13 protein-coding genes are annotated in these 13509 nt (G+C 61.7%); 8 read left to right on the top strand and 5 right to left on the bottom strand.

Going from position 1 to position 13509, the window contains the following annotated elements:
* Positions 1–85 precede the first annotated feature (85 nt).
* The 3 genes from GKZ67_RS22315 to GKZ67_RS22305 are packed head-to-tail and all read left to right on the top strand — an operon-like array spanning position 86 to position 2540.
* Complete coding sequence (locus GKZ67_RS22315) at positions 86–700, top strand: sugar-binding domain-containing protein (protein WP_217278655.1); 615 nt, start codon at positions 86–88, stop codon at positions 698–700.
* Entirely contained in the window at positions 682–2028 is a 1347-nt protein-coding gene (locus tag GKZ67_RS22310; RefSeq protein ID WP_217278654.1) for a glycoside hydrolase family 2 TIM barrel-domain containing protein, read from the top strand. Before GKZ67_RS22315 ends, GKZ67_RS22310 begins: the two co-directional genes overlap by 19 nt.
* Positions 1986–2540, top strand: coding sequence for a DUF4982 domain-containing protein (locus GKZ67_RS22305; protein ID WP_217278653.1), 555 nt, complete (start codon positions 1986–1988; stop codon positions 2538–2540). Before GKZ67_RS22310 ends, GKZ67_RS22305 begins: the two co-directional genes overlap by 43 nt.
* A gap of 166 nt (positions 2541–2706) precedes the next feature.
* Here the strand turns inward: GKZ67_RS22305 and GKZ67_RS00315 are convergent, their stop codons facing one another.
* The gene (locus GKZ67_RS00315) at positions 2707–3219 is read right to left on the bottom strand and encodes a Dps family protein (RefSeq protein WP_173240629.1); all 513 of its coding nucleotides are present in this window, start codon (positions 3217–3219) and stop codon (positions 2707–2709) included.
* A gap of 185 nt (positions 3220–3404) precedes the next feature.
* Here GKZ67_RS00315 and GKZ67_RS00310 point away from each other — a divergent pair, with 185 nt between their 5' ends.
* Positions 3405–4289 carry a class I SAM-dependent methyltransferase gene (locus GKZ67_RS00310; protein WP_173240627.1) on the top strand — a complete coding sequence of 295 codons (885 nt, stop codon included), beginning with the start codon at positions 3405–3407 and terminating at the stop codon, positions 4287–4289.
* Positions 4290–4361: 72 nt separating this feature from the next.
* The gene (locus tag GKZ67_RS00305) at positions 4362–5315 is read left to right on the top strand and encodes a phosphatase (protein ID WP_254244978.1); all 954 of its coding nucleotides are present in this window, start codon (positions 4362–4364) and stop codon (positions 5313–5315) included.
* Here GKZ67_RS00305 and GKZ67_RS00300 read toward each other — a convergent pair.
* Genes GKZ67_RS00300 through GKZ67_RS00290 form a run of 3 tightly spaced genes read right to left on the bottom strand, consistent with a single transcriptional unit; the run spans position 5312 to position 8181 of the window.
* Positions 5312–6646, bottom strand: coding sequence for a TonB family protein (locus GKZ67_RS00300; protein ID WP_173240625.1), 1335 nt, complete (start codon positions 6644–6646; stop codon positions 5312–5314). The two genes, GKZ67_RS00305 and GKZ67_RS00300, sit on opposite strands and share 4 nt — an antisense overlap.
* Positions 6643–7053: a BlaI/MecI/CopY family transcriptional regulator gene (locus GKZ67_RS00295; RefSeq protein WP_173240623.1), complete on the bottom strand. Its 411-nt coding sequence runs from the start codon at positions 7051–7053 to the stop codon at positions 6643–6645. Before GKZ67_RS00295 ends, GKZ67_RS00300 begins: the two co-directional genes overlap by 4 nt.
* A gap of 18 nt (positions 7054–7071) precedes the next feature.
* A complete protein-coding gene (locus GKZ67_RS00290; RefSeq protein ID WP_173240621.1) occupies positions 7072–8181 on the bottom strand; it encodes a hypothetical protein in 1110 nt (369 codons plus the stop codon).
* Positions 8182–8487: 306 nt separating this feature from the next.
* Between GKZ67_RS00290 and GKZ67_RS00285 the strand changes: the two genes are divergently transcribed.
* Positions 8488–9552: an Ldh family oxidoreductase gene (locus tag GKZ67_RS00285; RefSeq protein WP_173240619.1), complete on the top strand. Its 1065-nt coding sequence runs from the start codon at positions 8488–8490 to the stop codon at positions 9550–9552.
* 14 nt (positions 9553–9566) lie between these two features.
* On the opposite strand, the gene GKZ67_RS00280 is transcribed toward GKZ67_RS00285, so the two are convergent.
* Entirely contained in the window at positions 9567–10205 is a 639-nt protein-coding gene (locus tag GKZ67_RS00280) for a phosphatase PAP2 family protein (RefSeq protein ID WP_173240617.1), read from the bottom strand.
* 207 nt (positions 10206–10412) lie between these two features.
* On the opposite strand from GKZ67_RS00280, the gene GKZ67_RS00275 reads away from it, so the two are divergent.
* Together GKZ67_RS00275 and GKZ67_RS00270 are read left to right on the top strand one after the other, a co-directional pair.
* Positions 10413–11858: an alpha-amylase family glycosyl hydrolase gene (locus GKZ67_RS00275; RefSeq protein WP_173240615.1), complete on the top strand. Its 1446-nt coding sequence runs from the start codon at positions 10413–10415 to the stop codon at positions 11856–11858.
* An 87-nt stretch (positions 11859–11945) separates the two neighbouring features.
* Positions 11946–13295, top strand: coding sequence for an alpha-amylase family glycosyl hydrolase (locus GKZ67_RS00270; protein WP_173240613.1), 1350 nt, complete (start codon positions 11946–11948; stop codon positions 13293–13295).
* Positions 13296–13509 lie beyond the last annotated feature (214 nt).

Here is a 13509-nt window from a genome sequence, read left to right as displayed (position 1 = left end):
GCCTTATGAAAGAAGCCGGTGGCACGGTAGCCGTAACTTGCCTACCATTAAGTAACAGCGCCTTTTCACGCTTTCGCCCTTTACTATGTCGCCTGTTAAATATGTCGCCGCGCTCCTGCTGGCCGCCAGCCTGCCGGCCGCCGCGCAATCGCGCCAGGAAACACTTCTCAATACGAACTGGAAATTCACCAAAGGCGACCAGCCCGACGGGGCCAAGCCCGAGCTGAACGACGCGCAGTGGCAAACCGTGCGCATCCCCCACGACTGGGCCATCAGCGGGCCGTTTGATGGCAAAAACGACTTGCAGGCCGTTAAGATTGAGCAGAATAACGAGCAGCAGGCTACCCTGAAAGCTGGCCGCACCGGTGGCCTGCCGTTTATCGGGATGGGCTGGTACCGGCGCCAACTGGCCGTGCCGGCCTTGGGGCCGGGCGGCCAGGCCGTGCTGCTCTTTGATGGCGCCATGAGCAACGCGCACGTGTATATAAATGGCAAAGAAGCTATATTCTGGCCCTACGGCTACAACTCCTTTTCGGTTGATATTACACCCTACCTGCGCGCCAGCGGCTCCAACACGCTGGCCGTGCGCCTGGAGAATTTTTCGGAAGCCTCGCGCTGGTATCCGGGGGCGGGCCTTTACCGCAACGTGCACCTTATCACCACAAAGGGCCACACATTCCGGTGTGGGGTACTTACCTGACAACGCCCACTGTTACGCCCGCGTCGGCCACGGTCAAGCTGCAAACCAAGGTGCAGGCTACGGCCGGCACCAGGGCGCTACGGCTGCAAACCGACATCCGCGACGCGGCCGGCAAGGTGGTGGCCAGCACCACGACCCCGCTGCCGGCCAGCGGCAGTGAGTTTAGCCAAAGCTTCGCGGTGAAAGCGCCCCGGCTGTGGTCGCCCGAAACGCCGGTGCTCTACACGGCCGAGTCGAAGCTCTATGCGGGCCAGACGCTGCAGGACACGTACCAGACCCGCTTCGGCATTCGCTCCTTCAAGTTTGAAGCCGGGAAAGGCTTCTCGCTCAATGGGCAGCCGCGCAAGTTTCGGGGCGTGTGCAACCACCACGACCTCGGGCCGCTGGGCTCGGCCGTGAACAAGGCGGCGCTGCGTCACCAGCTCGCACTACTCAAGGAAATGGGCTGCGATGCTATTCGGACTTCGCACAACATGCCCGCCCCCGAGCTGGTGAGCTTATGCGATGAGATGGGCTTTATGCTGATGGTGGAGTCGTTTGACGAGTGGAAAGCGCCCAAGGTGAAGAACGGCTACAGTCAGTATTTCGACCAGTGGTCGGAAAAAGACCTGGTGAACATGGTGCACCGCGACCGCAACCACCCGAGCGTGATTATGTGGAGCATTGGCAACGAGGTGCCCGACCAGAGCACACCCGAAGGCCCGGCCATTGCCAAGCGCCTGCAGGATATTGTGCACCGCGAAGACCCCACCCGCCCCGTAACGGCCGGCATGGACCGCTTCGACGACGATTTTAAGTATGGCTTTGCCAAAGTGCTCGATATTCCGAGCTTCAATTACAAGCCGCACCGCTACGCCGAAGCCATTGGCAAGCTGCCGCAGGGCTTTTTGCTGGGCTCCGAAACGGCCTCTACAGTCAGCTCGCGCGGGGTGTATAAGTTTCCGGTAGTGCCAGGCAAGGATAAGAAATACCCCGATAATCAATCCTCGTCGTACGACCTGGAAGCCTGCAACTGGTCGCAGACGCCCGACGAGGAGTTTGTGGCCCAGGACGACCTGCCCTACGTGACCGGCGAGTTTGTGTGGACCGGCTTCGACTACCTCGGCGAGCCCACGCCTTATGATGAGAGCTGGCCCTCGCACAGCTCGCTGTTTGGCATGTTTGACCTGGCCGGCCAGCCCAAAGACCGCTACTATCTCTACCGCTCGCGCTGGAACACCGCCAAGCCCACCGTGCACCTGCTGCCGCACTGGACCTGGCCCGGCCGCGAAGGCCAGACCACCCCTTGTTCTGCTACACCAATTATCCGTCGGCCGAGCTGTTTGTGAATGGCAAAAGCCAGGGCCGCCTGACCAAGAGCCCGGCCGCCACGGCTGCCACGCCCCAGGCGCGCTACCGCCTCGAATGGAACGACGTGAAATATGCGCCCGGCACTATTAAAGTAGTGGCCTACGACGCCCAGGGCAAGCCCGCCGGCACCGAGGAAATTCATACGGCCGGTGCCCCCGACCACATTCGCCTCGTGGCTGACCGCACTAAGCTCAGCGCTGATGGCGAAGACCTGGCTTATGTGACGGCCCGCGTGGAAGACGCCCAGGGCAACCTTTGCCCCGATGCCACCAATCAACTGCACTTCGTGGTGAGTGGCGCGGGCCGCTTCCGCGCCGTGGGCAATGGCGATGCCACTTGCCTGGAGCCCTTCCAGGAGCCGCAGATGCACGCCTTTGGAGGGCAGCTGGTGGCAATTGTGCAGGCCAGCGAAAAGGCCGGCGCAGTGCAGCTGCAAGCCACTGCGGCCGGCCTAAAAAACGGCGTCATCCAGCTGACTACCAGCAAATAAAAACAACCCAGCTGATGTAAAGACGCATCTTTGCGTCTCGGTGTTGAACGACTACGGCGGCGCGGTCTAAACAACGAAGAGAAGCTAGGCCGCTGCGTTGGCGAGCACATAAAAAGCCCCGACTCCTACTCAGGAATTGGGGCTTTCTTGTCTTTGAAAGGCTGCTTTAGTTCACCTCGCGTGTAGCCTCAAACAGGAACCAGGCGCGGCGCTCGGCCTCGTCGATATAGACTTCGAGCAGGCTGGCGGTGGCTACGTCCTTGATGCTGTCAGCAATTTCGTGGGTATCGCGCATGTTCTTGGCCAGCAAGCGGTTCTCGTTCAGCACGTCCACCAGCATATCGAGCGGGTTTTCATACACGTCATCATTATCCTTCACCCGCTGCTTGCGGCTAATCTCCCCGATGGAGTGTACCGTCGGGTAGCCCAGCTTGCGCACGCGCTCGGCTACGGGGTCAATAATGGCAAAAATCTGGTCGGCCTGCTCATCCAGCAGCAGGTGGTAGTCGCGGAAGTGGCGACCGTTCATGTGCCAGTGGTAGTTTTTGGTCTTCACATAAAGCGCGAAGAGGTCCGAAACCAATATGTTAAGGCTATCGCTGAGCTTGGCGCGGCCGGTTTCGCTGAGGTCTGAGGGGGTATGCAGCAGAGCGGGCTTCTTTTGGGCGGTGGTGGGCATAAGATGGGTTTTGAATTAGTTTTTTGACTGCCAGTTATTTACTGGCAAATCATTTGTAAGCGACCTGTGTACGCAATTGGCGGCGGGTAGTTTAAGAAGACGCTGGCCGGCCACTTTTTCCGTCGGCTGCCCGACCTTTACAAGTCCTGCCCCACGGCTGCGCCTACCCAATCTGCTTTTTCTTCGTGTACGACTTTCTCACTACCTCGCCCTGGCCCGATTACGCGCTGCTCGACAGCGGCAATTTCCAGAAGCTGGAGCGCTTCGGCCAGTACGTGCTGGCGCGCCCCGAGCCGCAGGCCATCTGGGATGCGCACTTGCCCGCCAGCGAGTGGGCGCGCGCCGATGCCACCTTTGCCCGCGCCCCCGGCAGCACCGAAAAAGGCCAGTGGAGCCTCAAAAAAGGGATGCCCGAGCAATGGGTTATTGCCTACGAGCGGCCGGGCGGGCTGAAGCTGAAGTTCCGCCTGGGCTTGTCGTCGTTTAAGCACGTCGGGCTTTTTCCGGAGCAGGACCCGAACTGGCAATTCATTTACAACCAGACCAAAGCGCGCCAGGCCAGGATGCCGCGCGTGCTCAACCTGTTTGCCTACACCGGCGCGGCCACGCTGGCCGCCCGCGCGGCCGGCGCCGACGTCACGCACCTCGACTCGGTGAAGCAGGTCAATTTCTGGGCCCGCGACAACATGGAAGCCAGCCAGCTCGACGGCGTGCGCTGGCTGGTGGAAGATGCCATGAAATACGTGCGCCGCGAAGTGAAGCGCGGCAGCAAGTACCAGGGCCTCATCCTGGACCCGCCCGCCTACGGCCGCGGCCCCAACGGCGAGAAGTGGCAGCTCGAAGACGAGCTCAACGAGCTGCTCAAGCTCAGCCAGCAGCTGCTCGACCCCGAAGACCATTTCTTTGTGGTAAACCTCTACTCGCTGGGCTTTTCGGCGCTGATTCTGGACAATCTTACGCAGGCTATATTCCCCGGCAAAAAAGCCGTGCGCGAGCTGGGCGAAATATACCTGCACGATGCCGGCCAGCGTAAGCTGCCGCTGGGCACGTTCTGCCGGTTTGCTACGTAGCGCAGACTTTCAGTCCGCCCTGATTTCTCCTTCCGTTCAAAACGCGGACTAAAAGTCCGCGCTACTTTCTTTATGCACGCCCCCGTACTGCACCGCCGCCTGGCCCTTATCGACATGGGTACCAACACCTTCCACCTGCTGATTGTGGAAGACCGGCCCGGCCAGCCGCCGCACGTACTGGTGCGCACCAAGGTAGGCGTGCGCCTGGGCGAAGGCGGCATCAGCAAAGGGGAGATTGCACCCCTGCCCTACGCCCGCGCCCTGCAAACGATGCGCGGCTTCAAGGAAGAAATAGAACTGCACCAGGCCACGGAAGTGCGCGCCACGGCTACCAGCGCCATGCGCGTCTCGCGCAACGGCCCCGATTTGGTGCGCGATATTCTGGAAACGACCGGTATTCAGGTCGAGATTATTGCCGGCGACCGCGAGGCCGAGCTTATCACGAAGGGCATCCGCCAGGCCGTAGCCCTGGGCGCTGAGAAACACCTGCTGGTAGATATCGGCGGCGGCTCGGTAGAATGTATTATTGCTGATGCCGACACCATTTTCTGGAAGCACAGCTTTGAGATAGGCGCGCAGCGCCTGCTCGACCAGTTTTTTCCGGAGCCGGCCGGCGTGTTTCCGGCCACTTCCCTGCAAGGCGAGCTGGAGTTTTTGGCCGGGAAGCTGGCCCCGCTCACCGCGGCTGTGGCCGAGTTTGGCCCGCTGGCCGGGCTGGTAGGCAGCTCGGGCAGCTTCGACACGCTGGCCGACTTATCACTGGGCCAGGTGCGCCGCGAGGCCGACCTGCCCCCCAGCACTCCGCTGCCCGTGGCCGCTTTCGAGCAGCACTTTGCGCAGCTGCTCACGCTCGACCACGCCGGGCGGGTGGCCCTGCCGGGCATGTTCCCTATGCGGGCCGATATGCTGGTGGTAGCCAGCATCATCATCAAGTATATGCTGACTACCTATAACTTAACGACTATTACCACGTCGGCCTTCGCGCTTAAAGAAGGCTTGCTGGCCGAGCTGCTGGGCCGGAGTTAGGGCTGGTTTTTGAACATAACCGGCACCGTGAAGCTCACTGCTACTGCCTGCCCGCCTTGCTTGCCCGGTACGAAGCGAGGTAACTGCCGAATTGCTGCCACTACGGCTTCATTGTAGGCCGGAGCAAGGCCTTTCACGATTTTAGTATCGCCCACGCTGCCGTCGGCATTTACGACGAAGCTGGCGAATACCATACCCTCCTGGCGCGTGCCGATGGGGTGCCCGAGATTCTTCTGAATCTGCTTGACGATGGGTTCCATACCTCTTTCAGTAGGCAGTTGGGGCATCTGCTCGACAAACCTATACACGTGGCCGCGACGAGCTTCATCTAAGACTGCCTGTGGCAGTGTGGTAAGAGTTGGCGGGGGCGGTGGGGCCATTTCCTCAGTCCCCACCACAGGCGATTGCTTGGCGATGTCCGGCACCGGCTGGTTGCTGGTCGATTGGCAGGCCGTCATAAACACCCCACCTAGCATGGGCAGGACGAGCCACTGCTTCCAGCGGCGTACGGGATGTTGATTGTGTAACATGGCAATTCGGGTTAGAGTGAAGGAAAAAGTAAGCGGCTGAATTAAAGCAGCATAGCTATTGGCCGCCACCCCGCGCACGGCCAGCCGGGCCAGCAGAGCCGGGTAGGCCACGACGGCATCGGCCAGTGCGGCGGAGGTAGTGGCTTGGGCCGCCACCTGGTCGGCCAGTAGCTCGTGGGTGAGGCGCAGGGCCGGCAGCAACAGGTGGGCGAAGGGATTGGGCCAGAGCACAATGCGCCAAAGCTCAAGCCAGAGCACGTCGTAGGTATGGCCCTGGCGCACGTGGGCCAGCTCGTGGGCCAGCACCGAGGTAGCTTCGGCGGGCGTGAGGTCGGCAGTCTCATCCCAAAGAACAGTGCGACCAAAAGAGCTGGTCGGCAGCCGCCCGCCGGTGTAGGCCAGGACGTACCCCGGCCGCGCCTCGCAGGGCAGCCGGCGGGTAGCCCGATGCAACTGCCCCAGCTGGTAGGCCAGCCGGCCCAATAGCAGCCCCGCTCCCACTGCGTATAGCCCGACCGCCCAGCTCCAGTCGGGCAAAGACGCCCTAACAGTTGGCACTGTAGCGGATAGCGTCGGCAGCAGTACCGCAACGCTAGGTGCCTGCCCACCAGCTAGCCAGGCCGGCAGAGCCGGGTGCGGCAACAGCGGCAGCCCAACTGCTACCACCGGAGCCAGTAGCAGCAAGGCGCGGTTGTAGCTAAAGCAGCGCTCGCGGCGCAGCGCCAGGCGGTACACCAGCCACAGCGCACCCAGCGGCAGCAGCGTGCTGCCTAGCCAGGTCAGCAAAAAGGGCGTATTCATGGCTGGGGGTCGGGTGTGGGTGGCGGGGCAGCCTCGTCAGCGCTAACCTGCGCCTGTCGTAGCAGCGCATCGAGCTGTCCGGCGTCGAGGTTTTCGTCCTGGGCGAAGAAGGAAACCAGCTGCCCAAACGAGCCGCCGAAATAGCCCCGCAGCAGCTTGCGCAAGGAAAAGCGCCGGTAGTCATCCTGCGCCACCAGGGCGTGGTAGCAGTAGCCCCGTCCCACCGGCTCGTAGCCTACAAAGCCTTTCTGCTCCAGAATGCGCACGATGGTGGATACCGTGGTAAGGGCCGGCAGTGGGGCCGGCAGCGCTTCGCGCAGGTCCTTGACGTAGCTGGGGCCGCGCTGCCAGAGCAGCTGCATTACCTGCTCTTCAGCGCGGGTAAGCTCGGGGAAGGGAGGTTGCATCTATATGGTTTTTTAATTTTATTGGACAGAAAACGTCTGTTGCCAGTACCGGCGGCCGGGTGCGTCGCGCAGCTCGGCCAGGTAAGTACCGGGCATCAGGGCGAGGCGCACAGTGGCTTCGTTGGGGTGCAGGCAGCGCACGGCCACGGGCTCGGCACCGGGCTGAGCTTGTTTTTCGCGCTGCCAGTACACCAGCAGCACCTGCGGCGAGGCGCGCAGGCTATCGGCCGGCAGGGTGAGGCGCGTGGCATGGGCGGCCGGGTCGCCAAACCCATTGCCGGTTTCGGCCAGGCGCAGGCGGTTCAGCACGTAGAGGTCGCAGGTGAGCGCCCGGCCTGGCAGACTGGCGGGTGGCACCAAGTAGACCCCCGGCGGCAACGCCCGCCAGCCGGGCGGGTCGGTCAGCGCCGCTTGGGTCTGCTCGATGGTAAGTGGGTCAATGCCCGACAACTTGCGCACCCAGGTAGCCATCGTTTGGGGTGTGCTGTTTTCGTTGATGTGGCCGTGGCCGGCCAGTACTACTACCCGCGCCCCTGGGTGCGGCCCGAGTGTAGCCGCCAGCAGGTTGCGGGCTTCGTCGCGCTCGCGGTCGGCACTCAGGGCATCGTAGGCTACCAGGTGGAAGCCCAGCTGCTGCGCCCGCCGGATGAGGTTGCCAAAGTGCGGCTCGTTGGTGTAAAAGCCCGAGGCAGCCACCGGGTAGGCGCGCTGCCGCAGGCCCGCCGAGTCGGCGGCGTCCAGGGCCTCTAGTGCCAGGTAGCGAAAGCCCTGCTGGTAAAGCGCGGGCAGCAGGCTACCCACCAGCCAGCGCCCACGCGGCTGGGTGTGCTCCTCATTGAACATCACCACCTGCCGGTGCCGGGTTTGGGCCAGAATAGTAGCCACCGCCGGTGGCGGAACTACCACGGGCACGGTGGCCGGCTGCGTATAGCCGTTATTCTGCCGCCAGTAGTAAGCAATGCTATCCAGTTCGCCAGCCATTGCTGCGTAGGTTGACATAGCCTGCCAGTAGGTACCAACGTCAGCGGCATTGCGCAGGTAGGTCGGGCGCTGCCGACGCAGCTCCAGCAGCGGCAGCAGGTAATTGACCGAACCGGCCGGCCCTACCCGCACGGCTTTGCTAGACAAAGCAAATGGGTTTTCGGGCTCAACAACAGTAAATGCCGCGGCCAACAGCCCAATACCTAGCAGCCAGCCAGTCACTTGCGATTTCATGCTACTCGTTGATAATAGTGATAATAGTGAGTCCGAATATGTTGACGCTAAGTACGGTATTTTTAAACTAATAATTTAGTTTAAAAATACCTAAGGTGTTGACTATTAATAATATTATTTTGCAGAAATAGTAAAAATTCTAAGCTATCAGCCGTATCTAGTAGGTTTGTGCGCCCGCTGCCACCGCGTCTTCTAGCTGGCAGCGTGGGGCTTTTACTTATGTCGACTTTCTCCTACCAGCAGCTTTTCACCTTCGCCGAGCAGGTCTTTCTCGCCATTGGCTGCTCGCCCGACGACGCCACGCTGGCCACCGAAACCCTCCTTTCAGCCGATTTGCGCGGCGTCGACTCGCACGGGGTGGCGCGGCTTTCGGGCTACGTGCGGCTTTGGGAGGCGGGCCGCATCAACGCTCGGCCCCGCGTGGGTATTACTTATCAAACACCCAGCACGGCCGTAGTAGATGGAGACGGCGGCCTGGGCCTCGTGGTGGGACCTAAGGCTATGCGCATTGCTATGCAAAAGGCTGAATTGGTGGGCACGGGCTGGGTATCGGTGAAGAACTCTAACCACTTTGGTATTGCCGGCTACCACGCCATGCTGGCCCTGGCGCAGGATATGATTGGCCTGGCCATGACCAATGCCTCGCCGCTGGTAGCACCTACCTATTCACTCGACAGATTATTGGGCACCAACCCTATAGCCGTGGCTGTGCCGGCCGGCGAGCAGCCCGACTTTGTGCTTGATATGGCTACCACCACCGCCGCCAATGGCAAACTCGAAATCGCGCAGCGCAAAAATCTACCCATTCCGGAGGGCTGGGCACAGGATGCGCAGGGCCAGCCCAGCACCGACGCCAACGCCGTGAAAAACGGCGGGGCACTGCAGCCGCTGGGCGGAGCCACCGGCTCGCACAAGGGCTACGGCCTGGGCGCGGTGGTCGATATCTTTTCGGCCGTGCTGAGTGGGGCCAACTACGGGCCGTGGGTGCCGCCGTTCGTGGCTTTCCTACAGCCGCCGGCCGACCCGGTAGGCCAGGGCATCGGCCACTTTTTCGGGGCCATGCGCGTCGATGCGTTTCGCCCGGCCGACGAGTTTAAGACCCACATGGATAAGTGGATAGCTACCTTTCGCGCAGCTAAAGCCGTGGAAGGCAAAAAGGTCCTCATTCCCGGTGACCCCGAGCGCGAGATGGCGGCGCACCGGCTCCTGGCGGGCATCCCGCTGCTCGATACCGTGGTACAGGATTTGGAGAATACCGGAAATAAGATTGGCGTTAAGCTATAGACAGCCGCCGGCGCCTACCGGCTAGCGGGCGTTGCACAGGGGCGGCCGGGGTAGCGGGCCGCCGCCAGTTGCCCCAGTAATACCCAGCCCACGGCGCTGCTCCAGCCGGCCAGCACATCAGACGGGTAATGCACCCCCAGGTACATGCGCGCCCAGCCCACAGCCAGCGAAAACAATGGGGCCAGCAACCAAAGACCACGATGGCGCGGCAGCACAAAAAACAGCGCCGTCGCCAGCGCTGCCGTATCCATAGCGTGGCCGCTGGGAAAGCTGAACGTGTATTCGGGCAGTATGCTAACCCACAGCGTAGGGCGCGGCCGGGCCACCGCATACTTAATAACCTGCGTGAGCAGCATAGAGCCCCCGAGCCCAACCACAAATAGCCTGGCATCGCGGGCGCGCCCCGCCCAGGCCAGCGCTGCCGTAGTAAACACCCCAGCAGCTATAATCGGCCCAGTGTCGCCCACTCTGGTAAGCAAGCTGGCTAGCTGGTCGAGCAGCGGCGCGGTGTGGCGGTGCAGCGCCAATAAAACCGGCTTATCAAATGAAGCCCCGCCGTATTTCACTACCAGCCCTGCCATACTGCCAAATACTCCCCAGGCCAGCACCGCCGGCAGCCCCAGCCTATAGAAATGAGAGGATGTAGAAACCATAGCGGACCAGCGCATACGCCGGACCGCATACGGCAACAACGGGCGCAGGATGCCTCGTGCCTGAAGTAGTCATCAACTACTCGCTCTGCGTGCGGCCAGCTGGTGCCCGATTGCCCACCGCCGGGGCAGCTACCGGGCCTTTTATCAGCTAACTATGTTCTAATTTTAAGAAGCCGGCATAACCCAACGGGCTCGCTACCTTGCGGCATGCTTCTTCCCTTCCTTCAGCAGTCGGGGCGCGCTTTACTGGCCAGCCTGGGGCTGATGGGGCTGGCTGGCTGCTCGCACTCCACCCCCCAGGCTGATACTGCTATTCCGGCAGGTTGCCGGCCGCCCGCGCCGTTTACCATCCAGCACCCGGCCTGGGCTACCTCAGCCAGCCTCTACCAGGTAAATGTGCGCCAGTACACGCCCGAGGGCACGTTCCGGGCGTTTGAGAAGCACCTGCCGCGCCTGCAAAAAATGGGCGTCAGCATTTTGTGGCTAATGCCGGTGCAACCCATCGGCGAGGTGAAGCGCAAGGGCCGGCTGGGCAGCCAGTACTCGCTGCGCGACTACCGCACGGTGAACCCCGAGTTTGGCTCAATGGCTGATTTGCAGCATCTTATTAATGAAGCGCATAAACTGGGAATGCACGTCATTCTCGATTGGGTGGCCAACCACACCAGTTGGGACAGCAACCTGAGCAAGCAGCATCCCGACTGGTTTACCCACGATGCCAGGGGCAATTTTGTGCCGCCCGTGGCCGATTGGCAGGATGTGATTGACCTCGACTACCGCAAGCCTGGCCTACGCCGGTACATGACCGAGAGCATGGCTTTTTGGGTAAAAGACGCGGGCTTCGACGGCTTTCGCTGCGACGTGGCCGGGCTGGTGCCCACCGACTTCTGGAACGATACGCGGCCCGCGCTGGAAAGAATAAAGCCGGTGTTTATGCTGGCCGAGTGGGACGAATTGCACGACCCGCCCTTCCTCAAAAAAGGCGAATTCACGCCGCATACGCACCTGCTCGAAAAAGCATTTGATGCCACGTATGCGCTGAAGCTGCACTACCTGCTCGACAGCATTGCGCAGCACAAAAAGCCAGTGGCGGCACTGCCCGGCTACTTGGCGGCCGAGCGTAAGATGTACCCGGCCGGCGTATACCTGATGAATTTCACGTCGTCGCACGATGTAAATGCCTGGGATAACCCCGAAAGCGTACGTCTCGGAGCCGATGCCCAGGCAATGGCCGTGCTCACGGCGCTACTACCCGGTATCCCGTTGGTTTACAGTGGGCAGGAAGCCGCCTCCACTAGGAAGCTGCGCTTTTTCGACAAGGATACCATTCAGTGGAAGGGCTACCGGCTGAACGCGTTTTACGCGGCGCTGCTGCACCTCAAGCAAACCAGCCCTGCCCTGCGCAACGGCGATGCCTGCGCCAAATTCACTATGTTGCCCGCACCGCCCAACTGCTTCGTATTTGAGCGCGCCAGTGGCGACGGCAAGGCTAAAGTGTGGGTGGCGGTGAACCTGGGCGCACGGCCTCAACTCCTCGCCCACCCCGCCGAAACCGTGACCGATGCTTTTGCCGATGTGGGCGCGCCCATCACAGATGCGCGCGTGACGGTGCCCGCCCACGGTTGGCGCGTGCTGCGCACGCAGCAACCATAGCGCGGCAAAAGCAGTAGCGTGGACGCTGCGAGTGCGCGCGGAGAACGACCTACGCGCGGACTCGCAGCGTCCACGCTACTATTGCATATGTCCGACCATCTGCTCGCCTCCCGTTTTGTGGTGCGCCACCCCGAGTGGGCCGCCAACGCCACTATTTACGAAGTCAACGTCCGCAACTACACCCCCGAGGGCACTTTCCGGGCCCTTGAGGCGCAGTTACCCCGGCTGGCGAAGATGGGCGTCGTTATCGTGTGGCTGATGCCTATTCACCCCATCGGGAAGATTGGCCGCAAAGGCTCGCTGGGCTCGCCCTACGCGGTGCAGGACTACTTCGGCGTGAACCCGGAATTTGGCACCCTGAACGACCTCAAACACCTCGTGCAAACCGCTCACAGCCTGGGGCTGAAAGTACTGCTCGACTGGGTGGCCAACCATACCAGCCGCGACAACGGGCTCATCGCCGAGCACCCCGACTGGTACCGGCACGACTCTCAGGGCCAGCTTGTGCCGCCCGTAGCCGACTGGACCGACGTGGTGGCGCTCGACTATACCAACCAGGCCCTGCGTCAGTATATGGTAAATTTACTATGTTATTGGGTGCGGGAAGCCGATGTCGACGGCTTTCGCTGCGACGTGGCCGGGCTGGTGCCCACCGACTTCTGGGACGAAGCCCGGCTAGCGCTGGAGGCCATCAAGCCCGTATTCATGCTCGCCGAGTGGGACGAGCTGTACCCGTCGGGCGGCCTGACCTGGGAGGAGTTTAACTCCGAAACGCAGCTGTTGGAGCGGGCTTTCGATATGACATTTGGCCTGCGCCTGCATTATTTGCTCGACCGAATTGCCGAAGGCAAGGCCCAGCTGAGCGACATCGACGAGTACCTGGCGGCCGAGCGCGAAAAGTACCCGCCCTCGGTGTACCTGATGCACTTTACCAGCAACCACGACGTGAACAGCTGGGACGGCACCGAGTACGAGCGCCTAGGCGCGCTGACGCTGCCCTTCGCCGTGCTCACGGCCCTGCTGCCCGGCATGCCGATGCTCTACAGCGGCCAGGAAGCGGCCCTGAACCGCCGGCTGGCTTTCTTCGACCGCGACCCGATTGACTGGGCCGATTATCCGCTGCAGGATTTTTACACCAAGCTCTTGCAGCTCAAAAAACGCCACCCGGCCCTGCGCAACGGTGATGCGGCCAGCAACTTTCAGCGCCTCACCACGCCGGCCGGGCTCTACGGCTTTGTGCGCGAAAAAAACGGCTCGGCCGTGGTCGTGCTCGTCAATGCCACCGCCGGGCCGCTGGAGCTGCCGGGCCAGAAGATGCTGGTGCCACCCCAAAAAGGACTATTCGACGTGTTTAGCGGCGAGGCGCTTACCCTGGCGCAACAAAAAGCGCGCACCGTGCCGGCCCACGGCTGGCGGGTGCTGCGCACCCGCGACTAGCGCGGTTTCGGAATCAGAGTAAGGCTGGTCAAGTAGCGTGGACTTTTAGTCCGCGAGTGCTCAGCATAGCAACGCGCGGACTAAAAGTCCATGCTACCGTACAGCGACTCCGAAACCGCGCTAGGCCGCGCACTCCGTGCGCAGGTCCAAGTCAGGGGCATTTGGGTAAATCGTAGCTATCCAGAAAAACAAAAAGAGCCTCCTGCTCATCTGG

It is taken from the genome of Hymenobacter sp. BRD67, assembly GCF_013256425.1.
Lineage (GTDB): Bacteria > Bacteroidota > Bacteroidia > Cytophagales > Hymenobacteraceae > Hymenobacter.
Note: the sequence above shows the minus strand (reverse complement) of the source record. Positions and strands in the feature narration are given on the sequence as shown.